Origin of the sequence: Desulfovulcanus ferrireducens (assembly GCF_018704065.1) — a bacterium.
Lineage (GTDB): Bacteria > Desulfobacterota > Desulfovibrionia > Desulfovibrionales > Desulfonatronovibrionaceae > Desulfovulcanus > Desulfovulcanus ferrireducens.
In genome coordinates, this window is record NZ_JAGUQP010000030.1 from 12,771 (window position 1) to 30,727 (window position 17,957).

Annotated in this window: 19 protein-coding genes and 1 tRNA gene; 9 read left to right on the plus strand and 11 right to left on the minus strand. The window is 44.9% G+C overall.

The annotated features are described in order from the left end of the window. Positions 1–30: 30 nt before the first annotated feature. The 8 genes from KFV02_RS09980 to plsY form a co-directional block, all read right to left on the minus strand. On the minus strand, positions 31–837 hold the full coding sequence (locus KFV02_RS09980; RefSeq protein WP_252381408.1) for a phosphatidate cytidylyltransferase: 807 nt from the start codon (positions 835–837) through the stop codon (positions 31–33). Next, entirely contained in the window at positions 834–1,535 is a 702-nt protein-coding gene (uppS, locus tag KFV02_RS09985; RefSeq protein ID WP_289510145.1) for an undecaprenyl pyrophosphate synthase, read from the minus strand. The genes KFV02_RS09980 and uppS overlap by 4 nt, the downstream gene beginning before the upstream one ends. 1 nt (position 1,536) lies before the next feature. Next, complete coding sequence (frr, locus tag KFV02_RS09990; protein WP_252381410.1) at positions 1,537–2,091, minus strand: ribosome recycling factor; 555 nt, start codon at positions 2,089–2,091, stop codon at positions 1,537–1,539. Between the two features lie 2 nt (positions 2,092–2,093). After that, the gene (pyrH, locus tag KFV02_RS09995; protein ID WP_252381411.1) at positions 2,094–2,804 is read right to left on the minus strand and encodes a UMP kinase; all 711 of its coding nucleotides are present in this window, start codon (positions 2,802–2,804) and stop codon (positions 2,094–2,096) included. Positions 2,805–2,904: 100 nt separating this feature from the next. Continuing rightward, the gene (tsf, locus tag KFV02_RS10000) at positions 2,905–3,501 is read right to left on the minus strand and encodes a translation elongation factor Ts (RefSeq protein ID WP_252381412.1); all 597 of its coding nucleotides are present in this window, start codon (positions 3,499–3,501) and stop codon (positions 2,905–2,907) included. After that, positions 3,491–4,264, minus strand: coding sequence for a 30S ribosomal protein S2 (rpsB, locus tag KFV02_RS10005; RefSeq protein WP_252381413.1), 774 nt, complete (start codon positions 4,262–4,264; stop codon positions 3,491–3,493). The genes tsf and rpsB overlap by 11 nt, the downstream gene beginning before the upstream one ends. Before the next feature lie 612 nt (positions 4,265–4,876). Next, a complete protein-coding gene (locus tag KFV02_RS10010; protein ID WP_252381414.1) occupies positions 4,877–5,974 on the minus strand; it encodes an inositol-3-phosphate synthase in 1,098 nt (365 codons plus the stop codon). Positions 5,975–6,568: 594 nt separating this feature from the next. After that, positions 6,569–7,150, minus strand: a complete 582-nt coding sequence (gene plsY, locus KFV02_RS10015) for a glycerol-3-phosphate 1-O-acyltransferase PlsY (RefSeq protein ID WP_252381415.1) — start codon at positions 7,148–7,150, stop codon at positions 6,569–6,571. A 132-nt stretch (positions 7,151–7,282) separates the two neighbouring features. Here plsY and KFV02_RS10020 point away from each other — a divergent pair. Continuing rightward, positions 7,283–7,358, plus strand: a tRNA-Phe gene (locus KFV02_RS10020). A 367-nt stretch (positions 7,359–7,725) separates the two neighbouring features. Here the strand turns inward: KFV02_RS10020 and hflX are convergent. The 3 genes from hflX to KFV02_RS10035 all read right to left on the minus strand — a co-directional run bounded on the left by hflX (position 7,726) and on the right by KFV02_RS10035 (position 10,779). Further along, the gene (hflX, locus tag KFV02_RS10025) at positions 7,726–9,306 is read right to left on the minus strand and encodes a GTPase HflX (protein WP_252381416.1); all 1,581 of its coding nucleotides are present in this window, start codon (positions 9,304–9,306) and stop codon (positions 7,726–7,728) included. 164 nt (positions 9,307–9,470) lie between these two features. Further along, positions 9,471–10,064: an IMP cyclohydrolase gene (locus tag KFV02_RS10030; RefSeq protein ID WP_252381417.1), complete on the minus strand. Its 594-nt coding sequence runs from the start codon at positions 10,062–10,064 to the stop codon at positions 9,471–9,473. Positions 10,065–10,221: 157 nt separating this feature from the next. Beyond that, positions 10,222–10,779 (minus strand): tetratricopeptide repeat protein, encoded by a 558-nt coding sequence (locus KFV02_RS10035; protein ID WP_252381418.1) that lies wholly within the window; start codon positions 10,777–10,779, stop codon positions 10,222–10,224. Between the two features lie 279 nt (positions 10,780–11,058). Between KFV02_RS10035 and KFV02_RS10040 the strand changes: the two genes are divergently transcribed. The 8 genes from KFV02_RS10040 to KFV02_RS10075 all read left to right on the plus strand — a co-directional run bounded on the left by KFV02_RS10040 (position 11,059) and on the right by KFV02_RS10075 (position 17,413). Next, positions 11,059–11,433, plus strand: coding sequence for an FmdB family zinc ribbon protein (locus KFV02_RS10040; RefSeq protein ID WP_252381419.1), 375 nt, complete (start codon positions 11,059–11,061; stop codon positions 11,431–11,433). 25 nt (positions 11,434–11,458) lie between these two features. After that, entirely contained in the window at positions 11,459–11,869 is a 411-nt protein-coding gene (gene flgB / locus KFV02_RS10045; RefSeq protein WP_252381420.1) for a flagellar basal body rod protein FlgB, read from the plus strand. Continuing rightward, the gene (gene flgC / locus KFV02_RS10050; protein WP_252381421.1) at positions 11,869–12,306 is read left to right on the plus strand and encodes a flagellar basal body rod protein FlgC; all 438 of its coding nucleotides are present in this window, start codon (positions 11,869–11,871) and stop codon (positions 12,304–12,306) included. The genes flgB and flgC overlap by 1 nt, the downstream gene beginning before the upstream one ends. An 80-nt stretch (positions 12,307–12,386) precedes the next feature. Continuing rightward, positions 12,387–12,704, plus strand: a complete 318-nt coding sequence (fliE, locus tag KFV02_RS10055) for a flagellar hook-basal body complex protein FliE (protein WP_252381422.1) — start codon at positions 12,387–12,389, stop codon at positions 12,702–12,704. 74 nt (positions 12,705–12,778) lie between these two features. After that, a complete protein-coding gene (gene fliF / locus KFV02_RS10060) occupies positions 12,779–14,386 on the plus strand; it encodes a flagellar basal-body MS-ring/collar protein FliF (RefSeq protein ID WP_252381423.1) in 1,608 nt (535 codons plus the stop codon). Further along, complete coding sequence (gene fliG / locus KFV02_RS10065; RefSeq protein WP_252381424.1) at positions 14,387–15,394, plus strand: flagellar motor switch protein FliG; 1,008 nt, start codon at positions 14,387–14,389, stop codon at positions 15,392–15,394. After that, complete coding sequence (locus KFV02_RS10070; protein ID WP_252381425.1) at positions 15,387–16,103, plus strand: FliH/SctL family protein; 717 nt, start codon at positions 15,387–15,389, stop codon at positions 16,101–16,103. Before fliG ends, KFV02_RS10070 begins: the two co-directional genes overlap by 8 nt. Before the next feature lie 5 nt (positions 16,104–16,108). Further along, a complete protein-coding gene (locus KFV02_RS10075; protein WP_252381426.1) occupies positions 16,109–17,413 on the plus strand; it encodes a FliI/YscN family ATPase in 1,305 nt (434 codons plus the stop codon). Positions 17,414–17,957 lie beyond the last annotated feature (544 nt).

Sequence of the window (17,957 nt, forward strand, 5' to 3'; positions counted from 1 at the left end):
GAAAGTTATCAATTTTTTAATGTGTAAATTCTAAAACATGGGATAAATTTCTTGGCTGATGATATAAACTGGCAGTAAAAGTAACAAGCTGTCGATTCGATCCAGTATGCCACCATGACCGGGCAAAAGTCGACCGGAATCCTTAACTCTGGCCCAACGTTTTAGCGCCGATTCAAAAAAATCACCCAGTTGCGCAGCCAGGCTCAGGATAAACCCCAAGATCAAGTACGCCCACCATATATCTTTTCCCCATGTAAGCCCCAGGCCCAGGGTGATTAAAGTACATAAAATAAGTCCTCCTATGCTACCTAGCCAGGTTTTTTTGGGACTTATTTGGGGCCAGATCTTGCGTTTTCCTTTCCAGCTCCCCACATAGTAAGCTCCGGTGTCCGAAGCAAAAGTGGCCAATAGGACCAGGACAATTTCCTGAGGACTTAGGCGAATAAACAGTTTGAGGGCAAAGGGAAGATAAAAAAGTCCGGCAAAGATGATCAAAGAGTCAAAAAAGGAAGCCTTGTCTTGAATGAGGCTAAATTGCACCAGGAAGCATAGGCACAAGAGCCAAAAAGAAATAATTACAATAAGCAGCGCATGGTTTACGAGCCATGTCCATGGGAGAAGAATAAAAACAGTTCCGAGGGTTATGCCAAAAAATTTAAAGAAAAATTTTTCTTTTCCCGGCCAGAAAAAAGAGTAAAACTCCCATAATCCCAGGGCGCTAACCACAACAAGGGCGAGATTAATGGCCTGGCCACCGGTAAAAATTATTAATCCCAAAACAGGGATAAGGATCAGGGCCGTAATGATTCTTTTTTGATGTGCGGAAAAACTCTTCATTCTTCAACGCGTCCGAAACGTCTTTTTCGACCTGCATAATCTTCCAGGGCCGCATGCAGATGTTTTGGCGAAAAATCAGGCCACAAAACAGGAGTGAAATAGAGTTCGGCATACGCGGCTTGGTATAAGAGATAATTGCTTAGGCGTAACTCACCACTGGTGCGAATGATCAGATCGGGATCGGGCTGGCCTTTAGTGTACAAATAGTCTTTGAAAGTCTCTTCTGTTAAGGAATCAGGGTCGAAATTTTCTTGTAATAACTGTTTGCAGGCACGCACGATTTCCGCCCTTCCCGAATAGTTCAAGGCTAGGTTCAGGTGCATACTCCGGTTGTTTTGGGTCTTGGTGCAGACCATCTGAACTACATTCCTCGTGCCCAGAGGCAACTCATTAATCTCGCCCAGGATATTCAGCCTGATGTCCTGTTTCATTAACCTGGTCACTTCACCTTGAAGGAACTTTTTTAGCAGATCAAAGAGAAAAGAAACTTCACTCTTGGGTCTGGACCAATTTTCTTTAGAAAAAGTATATAATGTTAAATGGTTAATGCCTAGGCGCCTGCTTTCTTCAACGATTTTTTTGGCTGTCTTCGCTCCCTGACGATGGCCTTCGCTTCGTGGCAGGCCCCTTTGCTTGGCCCAGCGGCCATTGCCATCCATAATTATGGCCAGATGTGTGGGCAGTTTGGTTGTGCTCAGCTTAGATCTCCATTATTTCTTTTTCTTTTTTATTGAAGACTTCTTCCACTTTTTGCACGAAAGAGTCGGTAATTTTCTGGACCTCCTCTTGACCGCGGTGCATTTCATCTTCTGTAAGCTCTTTGTCATTCTTCATTTTTTTTAAAGTCTCATTGGCATCGCGTCGGACATTGCGAATGGCAATTTTGGCATCTTCAGCATATTTTTTGGCTACTTTAACCAGTTCTTTTCGTCTTTCTTCGGTCAACGGGGGGATGTTAATGCGAATGATTTTGCCGTCATTGACCGGGTTAAGGCCCAGATCAGATTTCATGATGGCTTTTTCAATCTCACCAAATGCATTGCGATCCCATGGTTGGATGGCCAATGTGCGGCTGTCCGGAGTAGAGATGGATGCCAATTGATTGAGAGGTGTCAAAGTGCCATAGTAGTCAACCTTTAAGTCTTCCAGAAGCGTGATGGAGGCCCGTCCAGTTCTTAGCTTGCTAAATTCTTTTTCCAGACTTTGGATCGCCTTTTTCATTCTTTTTTTGCAGTTATCAAGTACGTCCTGCATAGTTATCCTCCTTGGACGATAGTTCCTACTTGTTCTCCTGAAACTATCCGTTTTATATTGCCAGTTTCAAAGAGATTAAAGACAACTATGGGCATGTTATTGTCCATACAAAGAGAAATGGCCGTAGAGTCCATAACCTTCAGTCTTTTTTGTAATACATCTATATAAGTTAAGCGGTCAAACATTTTGGCATCGGGGTGTTTGACCGGATCCTTATCATAAACACCGTTTACTTTGGTAGCCTTTAAAATGGCATCTGCTTTTAGCTCCATTGCCCTTAAGGCTGCAGCCGTATCTGTGGTAAAATAGGGGTTGCCAGTGCCAGCAGCACAGATAACTATCCGTCCTTTTTCCAGATGTCGAATTGCTCTGCGCCTGATATAAGGTTCAGCCACTTCGCGCATGGTAATAGCTGTCATTACTCTGGTAGTCACCCCCAGTTTTTCCAGGGCATCCTGAATAGCCAGAGCATTCATGACCGTAGCCAGCATTCCCATATAATCGGCAGAAGCGCGATCCATCCCTTTAGAGGAAGCAGAAACCCCCCGGAAAATATTACCACCGCCAATGACAATGGCTAATTGAACGCCCGTGTTGGCTACTTCAACTAACTCTTGACTGATGGAGGAGATGGTTTCCGGATCGATGCCAAAACCTTGGTCTCCGGCAAGAGCTTCACCACTTAATTTGATTAGTACGCGTTTATATTTCATAGCTCGCTTGAGGTGTAAGGGTTAAGGTGCAAGGTAAAACGTAGTGAGGCACAATACTCTGAACGATAAAGTCAAAAAAAAGGGCCGTGCGGCCCTTTTTTTATTCTGTTCCAAGTGCCAGGCGGCTAAAACGCCCTATCTGTATGTTTTCGCCAAGTACTGCAATGGCTTCGTTTATTAAGTCCTTGATGGTCTTGGAGTCATCCTTGATAAATGGCTGTTCCAAGAGGCAAACCTCTTTGTAATATTTTTTCAAGCGACCCTCGACGATTTTTTCTGCAATATGTTCAGGTTTACCTTCTTCCTTGGCCTGATTGAGGTAGATTTCCTTCTCTTTGGCAATAAGATCTTCAGGGAGTTCTTCAGGGCTGACACAAACAGGATTGGTGGCGGCAATCTGCATGGCCAGATCTTTGGCCAGATTCAAAAACTTTTCATTTCTGGCCACAAAGTCAGTTTCGCATTTGAGTTCGACAAGGACACCTATTTTGCCATTTGAGTGAATATAAGATCCGATCCAGCCTTCAGAAGTGGCTCGCCCAGCCTTTTTTTGAGCTTTAGCCAGGCCTTTTTCCCTGAGCCATGCAATAGCTTTTTCTTCATCCCCTGCACAAGCTTCCAGAGCTTTTTTACAATCCATCATCCCTGCACCTGTTTTTTCCCGCAGGGCTTTAACCATTTGTGCGCTAATTGCCATTTTTATCTTCCTCCTGTTCTTCAGCAGTGTTTTCTTCTGCGGCTTCTTCCTGTACCTGCTGTTCTTCTTCTCTATCTTCGCGTCTGGCCAAACCTTCTAAACATGCATCAGCAATACTACTTGAAAAGAGCTTGATAGCCCGGATAGCATCGTCATTTCCTGGAATGACAAAATCTATGAGGTCAGGATCACAGTTAGTGTCTACAATAGCCACAATAGGTATGCCCAGTTTGCGGCATTCTTTGACTGCTATTTCTTCTTTTTTGGGATCAATAATAAACGCTACTCCAGGCAGGTCTTCCATGTTTTTGATTCCACCCAGAGCATTGTTTAGCTTTTTGACCTCTCTTTCCATTCTGACCACTTCTTTTTTTAGAAAGCGACTGACGCTGCCGTCTTCGAACATTGCCTCTAGTTGTTTTAAGCGTTCAATACTACGACGAATGGTCTTGAAGTTGGTCAATGTACCACCAAGCCAGCGGTTAGTTACATAGAACATACCGCATCGTTCTGCCTCTGCCTTGACAACTTCTCTGGCTTGACGCTTGGTGCCTACAAAGATGACCTGCTTGCCCTGAGCTACTTGGTCCACAACAAAATCGTGGGCTTTTTGATATAATTTGACGGTTTGTTGCAGATCAATAATGTGAATACCTTTTCTGGCCCCAAAAATATAAGGACGCATTTTGGGGTTCCAGCGCCTGGTCTGGTGGCCGAAGTGGACACCAGTCTCTAACATCTGTTTCATGGTTACGTATGCCATAAGTCCTCCTTGGGTTTTTCCTCCGCTCAAGAAGCTAACTCCTAACTAAAAGGAGCACCCAGAGGGTTTAGCTTGAGCGTGTGACTTTGAAACGTGTTTCCATAAGAAAAATGATTGCTTCTGGCAAGTATTAATTTTCGAGATTCGAGATTCGGTAATTCGTGACTAATTTAATATATCCTATAAGAGGCTATGGCCGAACCTTTTTATCAACTTAATTTCCAAGGTTTTATTTCAGTCTTGGTTTCTTTCATGCTGCTACAAAGACTTGACCTGTTCTCAAAACTTGCTTGCTGACAGAGCATTGTGGGGTATTTTGGATAAACGAATTTTCTTTTAATTATACCTAAGTTTAGCGATTTTCACTCAATGGGTGATGAGATTGCCACGGACAGCTTCGCTGCCCTCGCAATGACGAACTCGCTCCTGTCATTGCGAGTGGAACAAAGTGTAGCGAAGCAATCTCAAAGTTTGAACTGCAAAATAATCGCTCAACTTAAACTACTCAACTTTCTGACTTATTAAAACCCTTGCTATTTCTACGTTCTCGAAGAGCGCATTTCAGAGACCAAGACTTTCACTCAGCGGTTAAAATAGGGGTTGGCCATAGGCTCATAAATCCATTTGAATAAACTCTTCTACCATTTCATAGGCTACGTCATCTGGAAATTGTTTGGGAGGGTGTTTCATAAAATAAGCGCTGGGGCCATAAAGAGGTCCGCCCTGGCCACGATCCAGGGCCAGTTTGCAACACCTGATGGCATCAATGGCTACTCCAGCCGAGTTGGGAGAATCTTCAACACTCAAACGCAATTCCAGATTCATAGGCACGTCTCCAAAGAGTTTGCCTTCCATACGCAGGTAGCAGACCTTGTTGTCCTTTTGCCAGGCCACGTAATCACTGGGTCCAATATGGATATTTTCCGGATCCAGGCGTTGAGCAGCCACTGATTGCACTGCCTCGGTTTTGGATTTTTTTTTGGAAAGCAGGCGGTGCCGGTTGAGCATGTTCAAAAAGTCTGTGTTGCCTCCGGTATTTAACTGGTATGTCCGTTCTAACTTGACTCCGCGCTTGCGAAAAAGATCAGTCAAGGTTCTGTGGGTAATGGTTGCTCCTAGTTGAGCCTTGATGTCATCACCAATAATGGGGATATTTTTCTGTGTGAACTTTTGTGCCCACTCCGGGTCACTGACTATAAACACGGGCATATTGTTGATAAAGGCCAGTCCCGCATCCAAAGCGCATTGGGCATAGAATCTAGTGGCCTCTTCCGAGCCAACCGGAAGATAATTAAGCAAGATTTCAGCCTTGCTTTGTTTTAAAATGGAAATAACTTCCTCCTTGCTTGGTTCAGGAGCAGAGCTTAGTACAAAGGTATATTTTTCTTCATAGTCGCGCATATGCTCAGAAAAGCCGTCTAAGACTTTGCCCATCTGTACCTTGACTCCTGTTTGGGGGATATTTTTATGGAATATGGTCGTACAATTGGGTGGAGCAAAAATGGCTTCTGAGACATCGAGCCCGACTTTGCGTTTATCAATGTCAAAGGCGGCCACGACTTCGATATCACTAGGCTTATACCCGCCAATATTCCAATGCATAAGCCCGATGGCATCTTCAGGAGATTTGTCTTGATAATAGTAAATACCCTGGATCAGAGAACTGGCACAATTTCCAAGACCAACAATGGCAATTTTTATTTTCGGCATGAGGTGACCTCCTTTATCAAAAGCAGAAGAGTTTTTTTAGATTATGACTAGAATTCTTTCTTTTATCAAGAGAGAAAAAAAGTTATAGTGTTGTTAAAATTGTTTCAGGGTTTTATGTAGAATTTGGTGGGAATTTCTTGAGTTTTAGATTTTTAAAGGGTGGTAAGATAAGGGGTAGGAATTGAGGGGTAAGGGAAGCATACTCCTTTGTAGACTCCCTACAAGATGCCTACGACCAACATCCGACATAATGTAAATCTTTTGTTAAGTACAAAAAATATCATATCCTCAAATCTTTCCAGTACATCCCAACTATCCCAGCTTAATCCTTAAACCTTAATCCTTCTTGTTCGGCAGACTTTGCCGGACAAGAAGGTCTGCGTCCGTCTGTGTGGGCCTTGCGGTGAAAAATAAAAGATGGGTTCAAGTAATCTTCCCTTACCCCGTACCCCGTAATTCTTTCCCCTTAAAAGGTCTGCGTGCGTCTGCCGGTTAAAATATCAGCTTTCTTGCTGTATGCCCAGCTAGGGTAGGCAGCAAGAACCTCTGTGCCTCCGCGTCTCTAGCGACCAACGGGAGCGGGCGAGAGATTATTTAGCCTTTTATCCTATTTTCCTCCCCTTTTACCAGACGCTCGATATTTTCCCTATGCTTCCAGAAGATAAAAACCATGACAGTAAGACTTAAAGGCAAAAGTTTGAATTGCCCCGTAACAATAAGCACCAAAGGCAAAAAAGATACCAGGGCTATTGAACCCAAAGAAACATAACCCGTCAAAAAAATTACAGCCAGACATACGAGAAGGGACAATAACAATGCTTGCGGAACCAAGGCTGCGAAAACGCCAATAGTGGTGGCCACGCCTTTACCACCTTTTCCATAAAGAAAAACAGAGTACATGTGGCCAAGTACCGCTGCCAGGGCTGTTAATGAAAGAAAAAATGTAGAATTGCTAAAGCTAGTGGCCGTAATCACCGGAAGATAACCTTTGAGTATGTCCAGAGCCAGAGTCAGTACTCCATATTTTAGTCCGCAGGTTCTGGCTACGTTGGTAGCCCCTGTATTTTTGCTGCCAAGTTTTCGCGGGTCGACACGACAGAAAACCTGGGCAATCAAAAGACCAAAAGGCATTGCACCTATAAGATAGGTCAAGGCTAACCAGAATATACTGACCATCTTCTTCTCCTTTTTATAGAATAAACAAAAAAATAATCTGTTTTTATAAAAATGTAAATTTCAAAAAAACAAAAAAAATAACTTGCCAAGGGTATAAGTTTTGGATAAAAGTCTTTCCTGCTTAACGGCGGTGCCGAGGTAGCTCAGTCGGTAGAGCAGGGGACTGAAAATCCCCGTGTCGGCAGTTCGATTCTGTCCCTCGGCACCATTAGAAATCAAGGGTTTACGGCAAATCGCCGTAAACCCTTTTTACTTTTGAGTAGTTCGATAAGGGTAATCAACAACAAGCGACTTCTTAACTTTCCTCCGCCAGTAACTCTTGCGAAATCACCCCTCCATTACCTGTATCTATTGCGCCTGTCTCATAGTATTTTTGCTTGTCCCCTTTGACCTTCCTTAAGAAATATCTCGCGCCAAGACGCAAAGGACTTTGTTTTTCAAGTACCCTCATTAACGTCTTTGCTCACTAGCATTTAGGTAGGTTTACCCCTAAACTTTCGCACTGAATACTCACAATAACAAGTGCAGATATCAAATGCACTCTCGGTAAGAAGATGCTGGGCTTACTAGATAGATTATAAATCCAGAAAATCCAGAATGGCATTAACGAGGCCCGTCAGAGTATCTCTTTGCAGGGCGCAGATAGGTATGGCTTGGGGGAAGGTGTTTGCCAACATAACTTTTTGTTCATCATGAACCAGGTCCCATTTATTCAATGCTAAAATCCTTGGTTTGTCTCTTAAGTCCAAATCTTCTAAAATATTATCCACAGCTCTAACTTGTTCTTCCACCTCTGGGTGGCTGGCATCAGCGACCTGGACCAGGATATCAGCCAGGCTGAGCTCTTCTAGCGTGGCCATAAAAGCCTGTTTCAAATCTTCTGGTAAATGGCGGATAAAACCAACAGTGTCCGTTAAAATGACTTCCCTGTCTCTGGGGAAGCGAAGTCTGCGGCTAGTGGGGTCCAGGGTGGCAAAGAGTTTGTTTTCAGCTACAACCTGACTGTGGGTAAGGGTGTTTAAAAGAGTTGATTTGCCGGCATTGGTATAGCCGACCAGGGCAATGACGGGTATATCCGCCTGATACCTTCGCATACGTGTGCTTTGGCGGTGCTTGCGCAATTTTTGGAGTTCTTTTTTTATTCGGGCGATCCTGTCCCTGATCTTTCTGCGGTCAAGTTCCAGTTTGGTTTCTCCTGGCCCTCTACCTCCTATACCACCTGTCAATCTGCTAAGTGCCCGGTTTTGTTTAATGAGTCTGGGTAGAGTATACTTCAGCTGGGCCATTTCGACCTGGAGTTTTCCTGCTCTTGTGCTAGCGTGTTGGGCGAATATGTCCAGGATAAGCTGGGTACGATCAATAACTTTGCGCTCTGTAATATTGGCTAGGTTCCTGAGTTGAGTTGGGCTCAGCTCCAGATCAAAGACCAAAATAGATGCGTTTTGCTGCAGGGCCATTACCTCCAATTCTGCCAGCTTGCCCTTACCTAGAATAAATTTAGGATTTATTTTTACAACGCGTTGAATAACTGTTCCTGCCACGTCCAGCCCGGCTGTACGGACGAGTTCAGCTAGTTCCTGCAATGATTTTTCCTGTGCCTCCTTTGGCGATGTGCTGACGCTTATAAGTAAGGCCCTGTTTTCTCCGGCTTCGGAGTCGCTAGCGCTAATACTTGCTCCCAGCCGGGCAAGTTCTTCTTCCAGTGATTTGGTCTGGGCGGCGAGATTGATGTTTACCCTACTCCAGGGTACTGGTTCGTAAACCTGATAGAGCTTATTTTTTTCATTGGGCGGCAAAATATGGGCCCACTGAAATTTTTCCGGCTCCCCATCAGGGGTAAGAGTCAACAGGGAAACCGAGTCCAGGCGCAAAAAGACCATGTCCATGAGGTCTTCTTCAGAAATAGGGGAAAGATTCAAGTGGGTGTGCAACAGCCTCAAGCCGCTTAACCGGCCGCTGCCATGCCTTGCCTTGTCCAATTGGGGAATCAAAATTCCGCTGCTTGTGCCTACGATGACCATGACCACATTGCCTTTGCGGTCAATGATCAGGCCGATTTGCCGCCCTATATCGTGGCTGATTAAGGCCAACTCCCTGGCCTGTTCAAGCGTGTAAACATTTGTGAGTGGAAAACGCCTGTTATACAGTCTGGTCAAGAGCTTGACCTGGCTCGGTTTCAGTCCGGTAAGATTTCCACGGGGCTTGGCAGCTATATCCTTCTCCTTGTTTGTGGATTGATGGGTTAAGGGGTTAATGAGTTAATGGGTTGATGGATTGATGGGGGAGGGGTATAAGATACCCCGGTTACTCTTTCGTCCAACTACCCATCCACCTTTAAATAATTGGCAATCATCCGATCATAATCAGAAATCATAGAAAATGTATAGGCCGCCATTTCCTGGCGAAAACCGAGGCTGATCTGACCGTTTTCTTTTAACTCGGTCATAAATCTCGGATAAAATGTCGGATTAGGCAAGACGCAAAGGGAGTGGAAGTTTTTGGCCCCGGCGCGAAGCAGTGTAGGGCCGCCAATGTCGATCTGCTCAATGGCTGACTTTAAATCCAGGCTTTTTTCTACGGCCTGTGCAAAATTATATAGATTGACGCAAATTAAATCAAAGGGTTTTATATTTAACTCTTCAAGAGTCTTTAGATGTTCAGGATTGTCTTTATCAGCCAGGACGCCTGCATGAATATGCGGATGCAGAGTTTTGACCCGACCGCCTAGAATTTCCGGAAAGTTAGTCACATCACTCACGGAAACAACCGGGATTCCGTTTTCTTCCAGCAGTCTTTTGGTTCCGCCGGTGGAAACGATCTCTACCTGGTTTTGAGCCAAGAACCGGGCTAGCTCGACCAAACCGGACTTATCCGTAACACTCAGTAAAGCACGCTTAATGGGCAAAAATTGCATACACTCCTCCTTTTTTGGGAGGAAATGCCAAATTTGCCCGATGCTGGCAAGGATTTTTATCGTAGGTGCAGGGCAGTCTAACTAATTCAGTTGGTTAGCTTTTAATTTTGTCCGGCCTGAAGTATCAATTCAAGGCCGGACAGAAGGGGAGGAGAAGCTATTCGACTTGGCCAAGTAGTTCTTGAGCGGCTTCATTATCAGGGTCCTGTTCTAGGATAATCTGAATTTGCTTTTTGGCCTCTTCATTACGACCAAGACCTATCAGGCAGCCGGCCAGGGAGTAGCGGACTTCTGCTTTATCCGGGTTAAGCTGCAGATAGTTTTGAAGGTGGCCAATTGTTTCTTCAAGCCTGTTCAGTACATGCCCTGTCTGGACCAAACCGAATAAGGCTATTAGATTTTCCGGATTTATTTCCAGGGCTTTTTTAAACTGGGAAAAGGCTTCCTCTTTGGAGCCGGTTTCCATTTCAACCAGCCCCATGCCTGCAAAGGCCTTGTCATTTGGCTCAATCTCAGCTGCTTTTCTGTATAAAGACATGGCCTTTTCCAACTCTCCCTTTTGCACGGCTATTGTGGCCAGACCAAGATAAGGGTCCGCATGTACCCCATTGTTGCTGGCGGCTTTTTTATAGTAATCTTCTGCCTTGTCCAGCTCTCCCATAAACAGATAACACTCTCCTAATTCCTTGTTGATTTCATAATCCAGGTGACTCATAAGTTCTCCTCCGTTTTTTTGAGTAAAAAATTTATCTTTGTTTTAGAGACAAGCAAAGTTGATGCCAAGATTTTAAATCGTATTTTTATATCCTAGTCTTTTCTTGACTGGGGCTTGGCGGCGATTATCATTTCCAAGTAGTTTTTGTATATGTTATCGTAAAAATGTTCCCATTAGTTTAGGTGGGGCTTCAAAAAACAGTTTTAGTTGAAGGCGTACTGGGTTTACTTGCTTTTTTAACTTTATAATTACTCAACAAACTCATCCAAGGAGGTATTGATGCCCATATATGAATATTATTGTTATGATTGTCGAAAAATTCAGGAATTAATCACTTTTCGTGTGAGCCAGGAAATTGAGGCCAAGTGTCCGCAATGTGGAGGAACAAGGATGAAAAAGCTCATTTCTCGGGCCAGGGTCAAACTTTCAGAAGAGACGCGCCTGGAAAGGTTGGCCGATCCCAGTAAATGGGGTGATTTTGATGAGAATGATCCCCGGTCCATGGCCAAAATGATCAAAAAAATGGGCTCAGAAATTGGTGAAGACTTTGACCCGGCAGAGGTTGATCAGGCCCTGGAAGAAGCAATGGGTACAGAAGGGCTTGATGATTCTGGAACAGGAGTTGCATCTGGTGACAGTGATGATGACTCTTAATAACAAGTAAACAGGAGAGGAATCGATGAAGTCCTTATTTGATGATAATATTCAACTTACAGCCAAGGTATTGGATCTGCGCCTGATGCGTCAAAATATCGTCGTGTCCAACCTGGCTAATATCAAAACTCCGGGCTACAGGGCTCGACGTTTGGAATTTGAGGAAAAGCTCCAAGCGGCTCTGGATTTAGAGAAGAACAACAAAATAACCCGGACCAATGAGAAACATTTACCAGTCCGCTTCAATCCGCAAAAGTTTGGGCCGGATTTTTTTAAAGATTTTGAACCCCGGGTGGTTCAAGGTGAAGACAGAGTCGACCTGGACAAAGAAATGGCCATCATGGCTAAAAATACTATGCTCTATAATGCCCTGACCCAGGTTTTACGTAAAAATTTCGAAGGATTAAAGTTGGTAATTAGCGAAGGAGGAAAATAATGGATTTCATGACTATTTTGGATATTGGTGCCTCAGCCTTAAGTGCCGAAAGGACGCATTTGAATGTCATTTCCATGAACTTGGCCAATGTCAACACAACCCAGACCGCTGAGGGCGGGCCCTATCGTCGCAAAACCGTCTTGTTTAAAGCCGTCCCGCTGGAGACTCCTTTTAGCAGGGAAATGCAAACAGCCTTGGACCGTGAGCTGCGCGGAGTGCAGGTCAAAGCCGTAGTCACGGACAAAAGGCCTTTTAAACGGGTTTATGATCCCGGTCATCCTGATGCGGATGCAGATGGGTATGTCAATTACCCGGACATCAATGCAGTCGAGGAAATGGCCAATTTAATGACAGCCCTGCGCACTTATGAAGCCAATGTCTCGGCCATTACCACAGCGAAAACCATGTTCAATAAGGCTTTGGAAATAGGACGATAGGATCTTAGACTTTATTTTGGGTTTAGGACTGCTTTCGAACTTTTTCCTCACGCACTAAGTCCCAAGAAGAGGAGGCGATTATGGCAATATCACCACTGGCTCTGAAAGCCTACACTAACGCCCTGCAGGCCGGGAAAACTGTTGATGTTCAAAAAAGCAGGGACGATAAGAACGTCCATGACTCTTTTACTGATAGTCTGAAAAAATCGTTAAAAAAGGTCAACGAGTTACAGGAAGAAAAGGGAGAAATGATCAAGGCTTTTGCTGCTGGAGAAAATCAGAACGTTCATGAACTCATGATTACTCTGCAAAAGGCAGGTCTGGCGATGCAAATGACTTCAGCCGTGCGCAATAAAGTTCTGGAAGCCTATAAAGAGTTAATGCGCATGCCTTTTTAGATTTCAATGATGTAGAAAATTTTGAATTTTTGTTGGCTAAAGTTTATCGTTAAATTAACAAAAAAGGATAGATTATGCCTCCTTTTCTAACCAAAGCCTGGGAACAGATAGGTGGTCTCTGGAGTAAAAGTACCTTGGCCCAGCGCATCTTATATCTCGGGATGCTCGCGTCGGTCATAATCGTCTTTATTGTCCTCTTGTTTCTTGTAAATCGCACTGAGTATAAAGTTCTCTACTCCAACCTCTACCCTGAAGATGCTGCCCGAGTCGTTCAAATTTTAGAGAAGCAAAATGTTGCGTATAAACTTCAAGATAATGGTGCTACCATACTGGTTCCTGCAGGCCAGGTCTATAATCTACGTTTAATGATTGCTGGCGAAGGTGCTCTACAGGGACAGGGAGTTGGCTTTGAAATCTTTGATCAGAATAAGATTGGGCAAACAGACTTTGTACAGCGTATAAATTATCAACGTGCCTTGCAGGGAGAATTGGCCCGTACAATCACCGAGTTCCCCGAAGTGGAAGCAGCCAGGGTTCATCTGGTTTTGCCCAATAAAAGTTTATTTATCGAGGAACAAAATCCTCCTTCTGCCTCAGTAGTGCTAAAATTAAAACCCGGATACTCATTGAACAGTCAACAGGTCCAAAGCATTGTCAACCTGATTACCACTGGCGTGGAAGGCATGGAGCCCGAACGTGTCACTGTCTCTGATACGCGTGGGAAAATTTTATATCAGCATAAGCCTGATAGCTTGGAGGGATTGACCAATACTCAACTGGAGTACCAGTTAAATTTTCAGCAAAATCTGGAGAAGCGCATAGAGCAGATGCTCGCACCGATTGTGGGCGGCCCAAACAGGGTCATTGCCAAAGTTAATGTTGACCTGGATTTTAGCCAGAAGACTATCCATAAAGAAATCTACGACCCGGAAGGGGCTGTCATTCGCAGTGAACAAAAAACCGACGAAAGCAGTCGTGGAGTGGCCAATCTGGAACAAGGGGTTCCTGAACCGGCCTATCAAGGTGAAGGTGTTACTGGCTCAGGCTCAACCCAGGAGACCAGTCGGACCACTTCAACGACTAATTATGAAATTAGCAAAGAAGAACAACAAATTGTTGCTCCCATTGGGGAGGTGCGTCGTTTGAGTGTAGCCGTTATAGTCGACGGTAAATATACTCGGGATAAAAATGGAGAATTTGTTTATCAACCTTTAACAGCTCAGGAACTGGCCAGAATAAGACAGTTGGTGGAAAACGCAGTTGGGTTTGATCAAGCTCGCGGAGACAGTATTGAGGTGTCCAATCTTTCCTTTGGCCCACCTGAGCCAGAAATTGAGCCTACTTTGTTGGAGAAGGTTTCCGAGTACTTCCAGATTATAGGCAAGCCTCTCTTAAATGCGCTGATTATTTTACTTTTCCTCATCCTGGTAGTCCGGCCCGTTGTTATGGCCATCTTAAAACCCAAGGTGGTTGAAGAAGAAGCAGAAGACATGGAAGGGTTGCCTGAAGGCGAAGAAAAAATGGCTCTTGTTGAGGGCTTGAGTGAGGAGGAACAGTTGGCCATGGAAGAGCAAAAACGTATTGAAGATACACGAGCTCTTGCCACACAATTGGCCAGTGAAAACTTTGACCAGGCTTTTGCTGTGATCAAGAAGTGGCTTAAAGAAGAGGAGGGTGCGTAAGTGCCGGGTCCGGATAGACTTACTGGGACACAAAAAACAGCCATTTTGCTTCTGGCCCTGGGCGATAAATTCACTACCCAGGTCTTTGAGCGCATGGACAAAAAAGATATCGCCAAAATTACCAAGGCCATGGTGGAAATGGAGAGTGTGCCTAAAGAAAAAGCCGAAGAAGTGCTCAAGGAGTTTAATCAGGCAGTCGCACTAGGTAAGGAAATGCTCCTGGGCGGGCCGGATAAGGTGCGTAAGTTATTAGAAAATCTGGATTCTGATACTGCCAAATATGTGGTTGATGCTCTGGACCTGGATACCGGGCCTGCTCCTTTTAAGGAATTAGGTAATGTTAGTCCAAAAATCCTGGCTCAGATATTACGCAATGAACATCCCCAGACTTTGGCTTTGATTATTGGTCATTTGCCACCGGAAAACGCGGCTGAACTGCTTCAGAATTTACCGTCCGGAGTAAGGGCGGAAGTCTTAATGCGTTTGGCTAAACTGGAAGCAGTGCCTGAGGATATGCTTCAGGAGGTAGACAAAGTGTTGCAAAGCCAGCTAATTGCTATTGGAGGTAAAGAAGGCAAAAAAGTTGGTGGTACCCAGTCCGTTGCTGAAATTCTCAATGCAGTGGAACGCAGCGTGGAAGAAGAAGTTATGTCGGAAATTGAAGAGGAATCTGCTCAGCTGGCTGAAGAAATCAGAGAACTCATGTTCGTTTTTGACGATATTGTTAATCTGGACGACAGGGCCGTTCGCGAAGTACTCAAGGAGGTCAGCAACGAAGATCTGACTCTGGCCCTAAAAACGGCATCGGATGAACTTAAAGAAAAATTCTTCAGCAACTTGTCTGAGCGAGCCGCGAATATGATCCGGGAGGATCTGGAAATTATGGGGCCGGTGAAATTGTCCGAAGTGGAAGCAGCCCAGCAGAATATTGTCAAAGTAGTCCGTCGACTGGAAGCTGAAGGCCGTATTGTTATTGCAGGCAAGGGAGGAGGAGATATTCTTGTCTAAAAGTTTCTCCAAGCCTGATTCCGGCAAGGTCATAGTAGGACTGCAGACCAGGTTCTTGGCTGAATTAGAAGCGAGAGCCACGGATCGATCCTATTTAACCCCGGAAACAGAAGACAAGTTTTGGGAGCGGGTTAAAGCCAGGGCTCAAGAAAAGGCCAGAGAGATTATTGCCCGGGCCATGCAAGAGGCCCAGGGTATTAGAGAACAGGCCAGGGAAGAGGGGTTAAAACAGGGGCAGGCTCAGGCCGCCCGGGAAATCGAAAAGGTCAAGCAGAAGTTGACTGATGATTTTGCCAGGGTGATTAGCCAGATTGAGCAGGAAAAGTGCAACATTTGGCAACGGTTCCGGCAGGATTTGGTCTTATTAACCAGGGCGGCCGTGGAAAAGGTCTTGGGTCTCGAACTGGAGAAAAATAAAGAGAAGGTCCTGGAAAATCTTCTGGATCAAGCCCTGGAACTTATTGAAAGCAAGGAAGAACTGGTCATCAGGGTCAATCCGGATGATACGGAATTATTGCAGGGGATAATGGATAAGCTCAGGGCCAAGCATCCTCAACTCAGCCTTTGGCAGGTCAAACCTGATCCCCAGATAACGCAGGGAGGACTCGTCCTGGAAAACGGCAAAGGCATGGTCGATAATACCATTGAAGGTCGGTATGCAGCAGTGAAAAAAATTTTGGACGAGCTTTCCCTTGATGAGGACAGTTAGAGAGCATGGGCCCCAAAGATTGTTTGCATCTTTTGCATGACTTAAGTCCGGCCCAGACCTATGGCAAAGTGACCAAGGTGGTCGGTCTGGTGGTGGAAGGCCAGGGTTTAAAAGCGGCCCTTGGCTCTACCTGCCAACTTATTGCTGATGAAAATAGTGAGCAATACATCAATGCCGAAGTGGTTGGCTTCAGGGACGGTGTTGTCCTGTTTATGCCGTATGGTGATATGCGCGGCATAAAGCCCGGCAGCTTAATCAAAAACTCTGCCCATCCTCCGCTTTTTCCAGTTGGTCACAGGTTTTTAGGTCAAGCCATTGACGCTTTTGGTCAACCCCTGGACAAATCCAAGAATATTTCTCCCCGGAAATATTACCCACTGTATGCTCAACCCCTGAATCCCCTGGAACGGCCCAGAATCAAAGAACCCTTAGATGTTGGAATCAGGGCGATTAATGCACTCCTAACCCTGGGTAAGGGGCAACGGATAGGAATAATGGCCGGGTCTGGTGTGGGTAAGAGTACTCTCATGGGGATGATGGCCAGATACACTAAGGCAGATGTGAATGTCATTGCGCTGGTTGGTGAGCGCGGTCGAGAAGTAGTTGAATTTATGGAAAAGGATCTGGGGCCAGAAGGCATGGCCAGGTCTGTTTTGGTGGTAGCTACATCAGATCAGGCCCCGCTTATCCGTATGCGCGCTGCTTATGCAGCTACTGCCATGGCGGAATATTTTCGCGACCAAGGCCTGGACGTACTTTTGATGATGGATTCAGTGACCAGGTTTGCCATGGCTGCGCGAGAAGTTGGCCTGGCTGCAGGTGAACCTCCAACCACCAGAGGATATACACCCACAGTCTTTGCTCATCTGCCCAAACTTTTAGAGCGGGCAGGACGCAATGAAAAAGGTAGCATTACCGGGATTTATACTGTCCTGGTAGAAGGTGACGATTTCAACGAGCCCGTTGCTGATGCCGTGCGTTCCATTTTGGACGGGCATATTGTATTGACCAGAGAATTGGCTGATCAAGGTCACTATCCGGCAATTGATGTCTTAAAGAGTGTAAGTCGACTTCGATCAGATATTACACCTAAAGAAGTTTTGCAGGCCGGTCAGGACATAATAGGTCATCTGGCCACTTATAAGCGGGTGGAGGATATGGTCAATATAGGCGCTTATGTTAGAGGCAGTAACCAGGACATAGACAGAGCCCTTGAGCTGATTGGTCCTATCAATGAATTCTTACGCCAGCCAGTAGAAGAAAAACAAACCCTGGAAGAGAGTTTTCAAAAGCTCCTGGAGCTTGGTTGAGTGAGGTTATTTTAATGTTGGATGTTTAATGCTTAATGTTGAATGAAAAAGGAGAGAAAAGGGCGTATTGAAGAGGAAGCTCTGAAGTTGAGAAGATGAAGTTAGGTGGAGTAGGTTGGTTAGGTGAGTGGGTTATTTTAGTGTTGGATGTTTAATGGCTGGTTGTAATCAACTTTAACTAACTAATTTGATGACGGTAAAATTCCAATTCCAGGTGAAGCATTACACGGATGCACCCTATATCAACTGTTAATAATCTCTGGCTAACCTCCATTTTGACTACCATATTGAAAATCCTGGCTTCTTGAATGCCTTGCAAAGGGCTGGGTAACCCATCGCAGGGAAGCGTGCGGATAAGCAGAGGAACGGGGCGACAAAGCTAAATATCTGGAGCATTTGCCATAACTATCTATGGTTTAACTCAACTTTCTCGTATGTTTACATCACCTGTTTTCAAATTTAAGAGATAAAGAAATAAGAATTTAGGCGTGACAGACCGTTCAACTTTCTGGTGCATCAAGACACCGTAACTCAGCTTTTGGTC

Coding starts and splice junctions, on each gene's coding strand:
- KFV02_RS09980 (WP_252381408.1), bottom strand. CDS start 837: ATGAAGAGTTTTTCCGCACATCAAAAAAGAATCATTACGGCCCTGATC.
- frr (WP_252381410.1), bottom strand. CDS start 2,091: ATGCAGGACGTACTTGATAACTGCAAAAAAAGAATGAAAAAGGCGATC.
- pyrH (WP_252381411.1), bottom strand. CDS start 2,804: ATGAAATATAAACGCGTACTAATCAAATTAAGTGGTGAAGCTCTTGCC.
- tsf (WP_252381412.1), bottom strand. CDS start 3,501: ATGGCAATTAGCGCACAAATGGTTAAAGCCCTGCGGGAAAAAACAGGT.
- rpsB (WP_252381413.1), bottom strand. CDS start 4,264: ATGGCATACGTAACCATGAAACAGATGTTAGAGACTGGTGTCCACTTC.
- KFV02_RS10010 (WP_252381414.1), bottom strand. CDS start 5,974: ATGCCGAAAATAAAAATTGCCATTGTTGGTCTTGGAAATTGTGCCAGT.
- plsY (WP_252381415.1), bottom strand. CDS start 7,150: ATGGTCAGTATATTCTGGTTAGCCTTGACCTATCTTATAGGTGCAATG.
- KFV02_RS10030 (WP_252381417.1), bottom strand. CDS start 10,064: ATGCAATTTTTGCCCATTAAGCGTGCTTTACTGAGTGTTACGGATAAG.
- KFV02_RS10035 (WP_252381418.1), bottom strand. CDS start 10,779: ATGAGTCACCTGGATTATGAAATCAACAAGGAATTAGGAGAGTGTTAT.
- KFV02_RS10040 (WP_252381419.1), top strand. CDS start 11,059: ATGCCCATATATGAATATTATTGTTATGATTGTCGAAAAATTCAGGAA.
- flgB (WP_252381420.1), top strand. CDS start 11,459: ATGAAGTCCTTATTTGATGATAATATTCAACTTACAGCCAAGGTATTG.
- flgC (WP_252381421.1), top strand. CDS start 11,869: ATGGATTTCATGACTATTTTGGATATTGGTGCCTCAGCCTTAAGTGCC.
- fliE (WP_252381422.1), top strand. CDS start 12,387: ATGGCAATATCACCACTGGCTCTGAAAGCCTACACTAACGCCCTGCAG.
- fliF (WP_252381423.1), top strand. CDS start 12,779: ATGCCTCCTTTTCTAACCAAAGCCTGGGAACAGATAGGTGGTCTCTGG.
- KFV02_RS10075 (WP_252381426.1), top strand. CDS start 16,109: ATGGGCCCCAAAGATTGTTTGCATCTTTTGCATGACTTAAGTCCGGCC.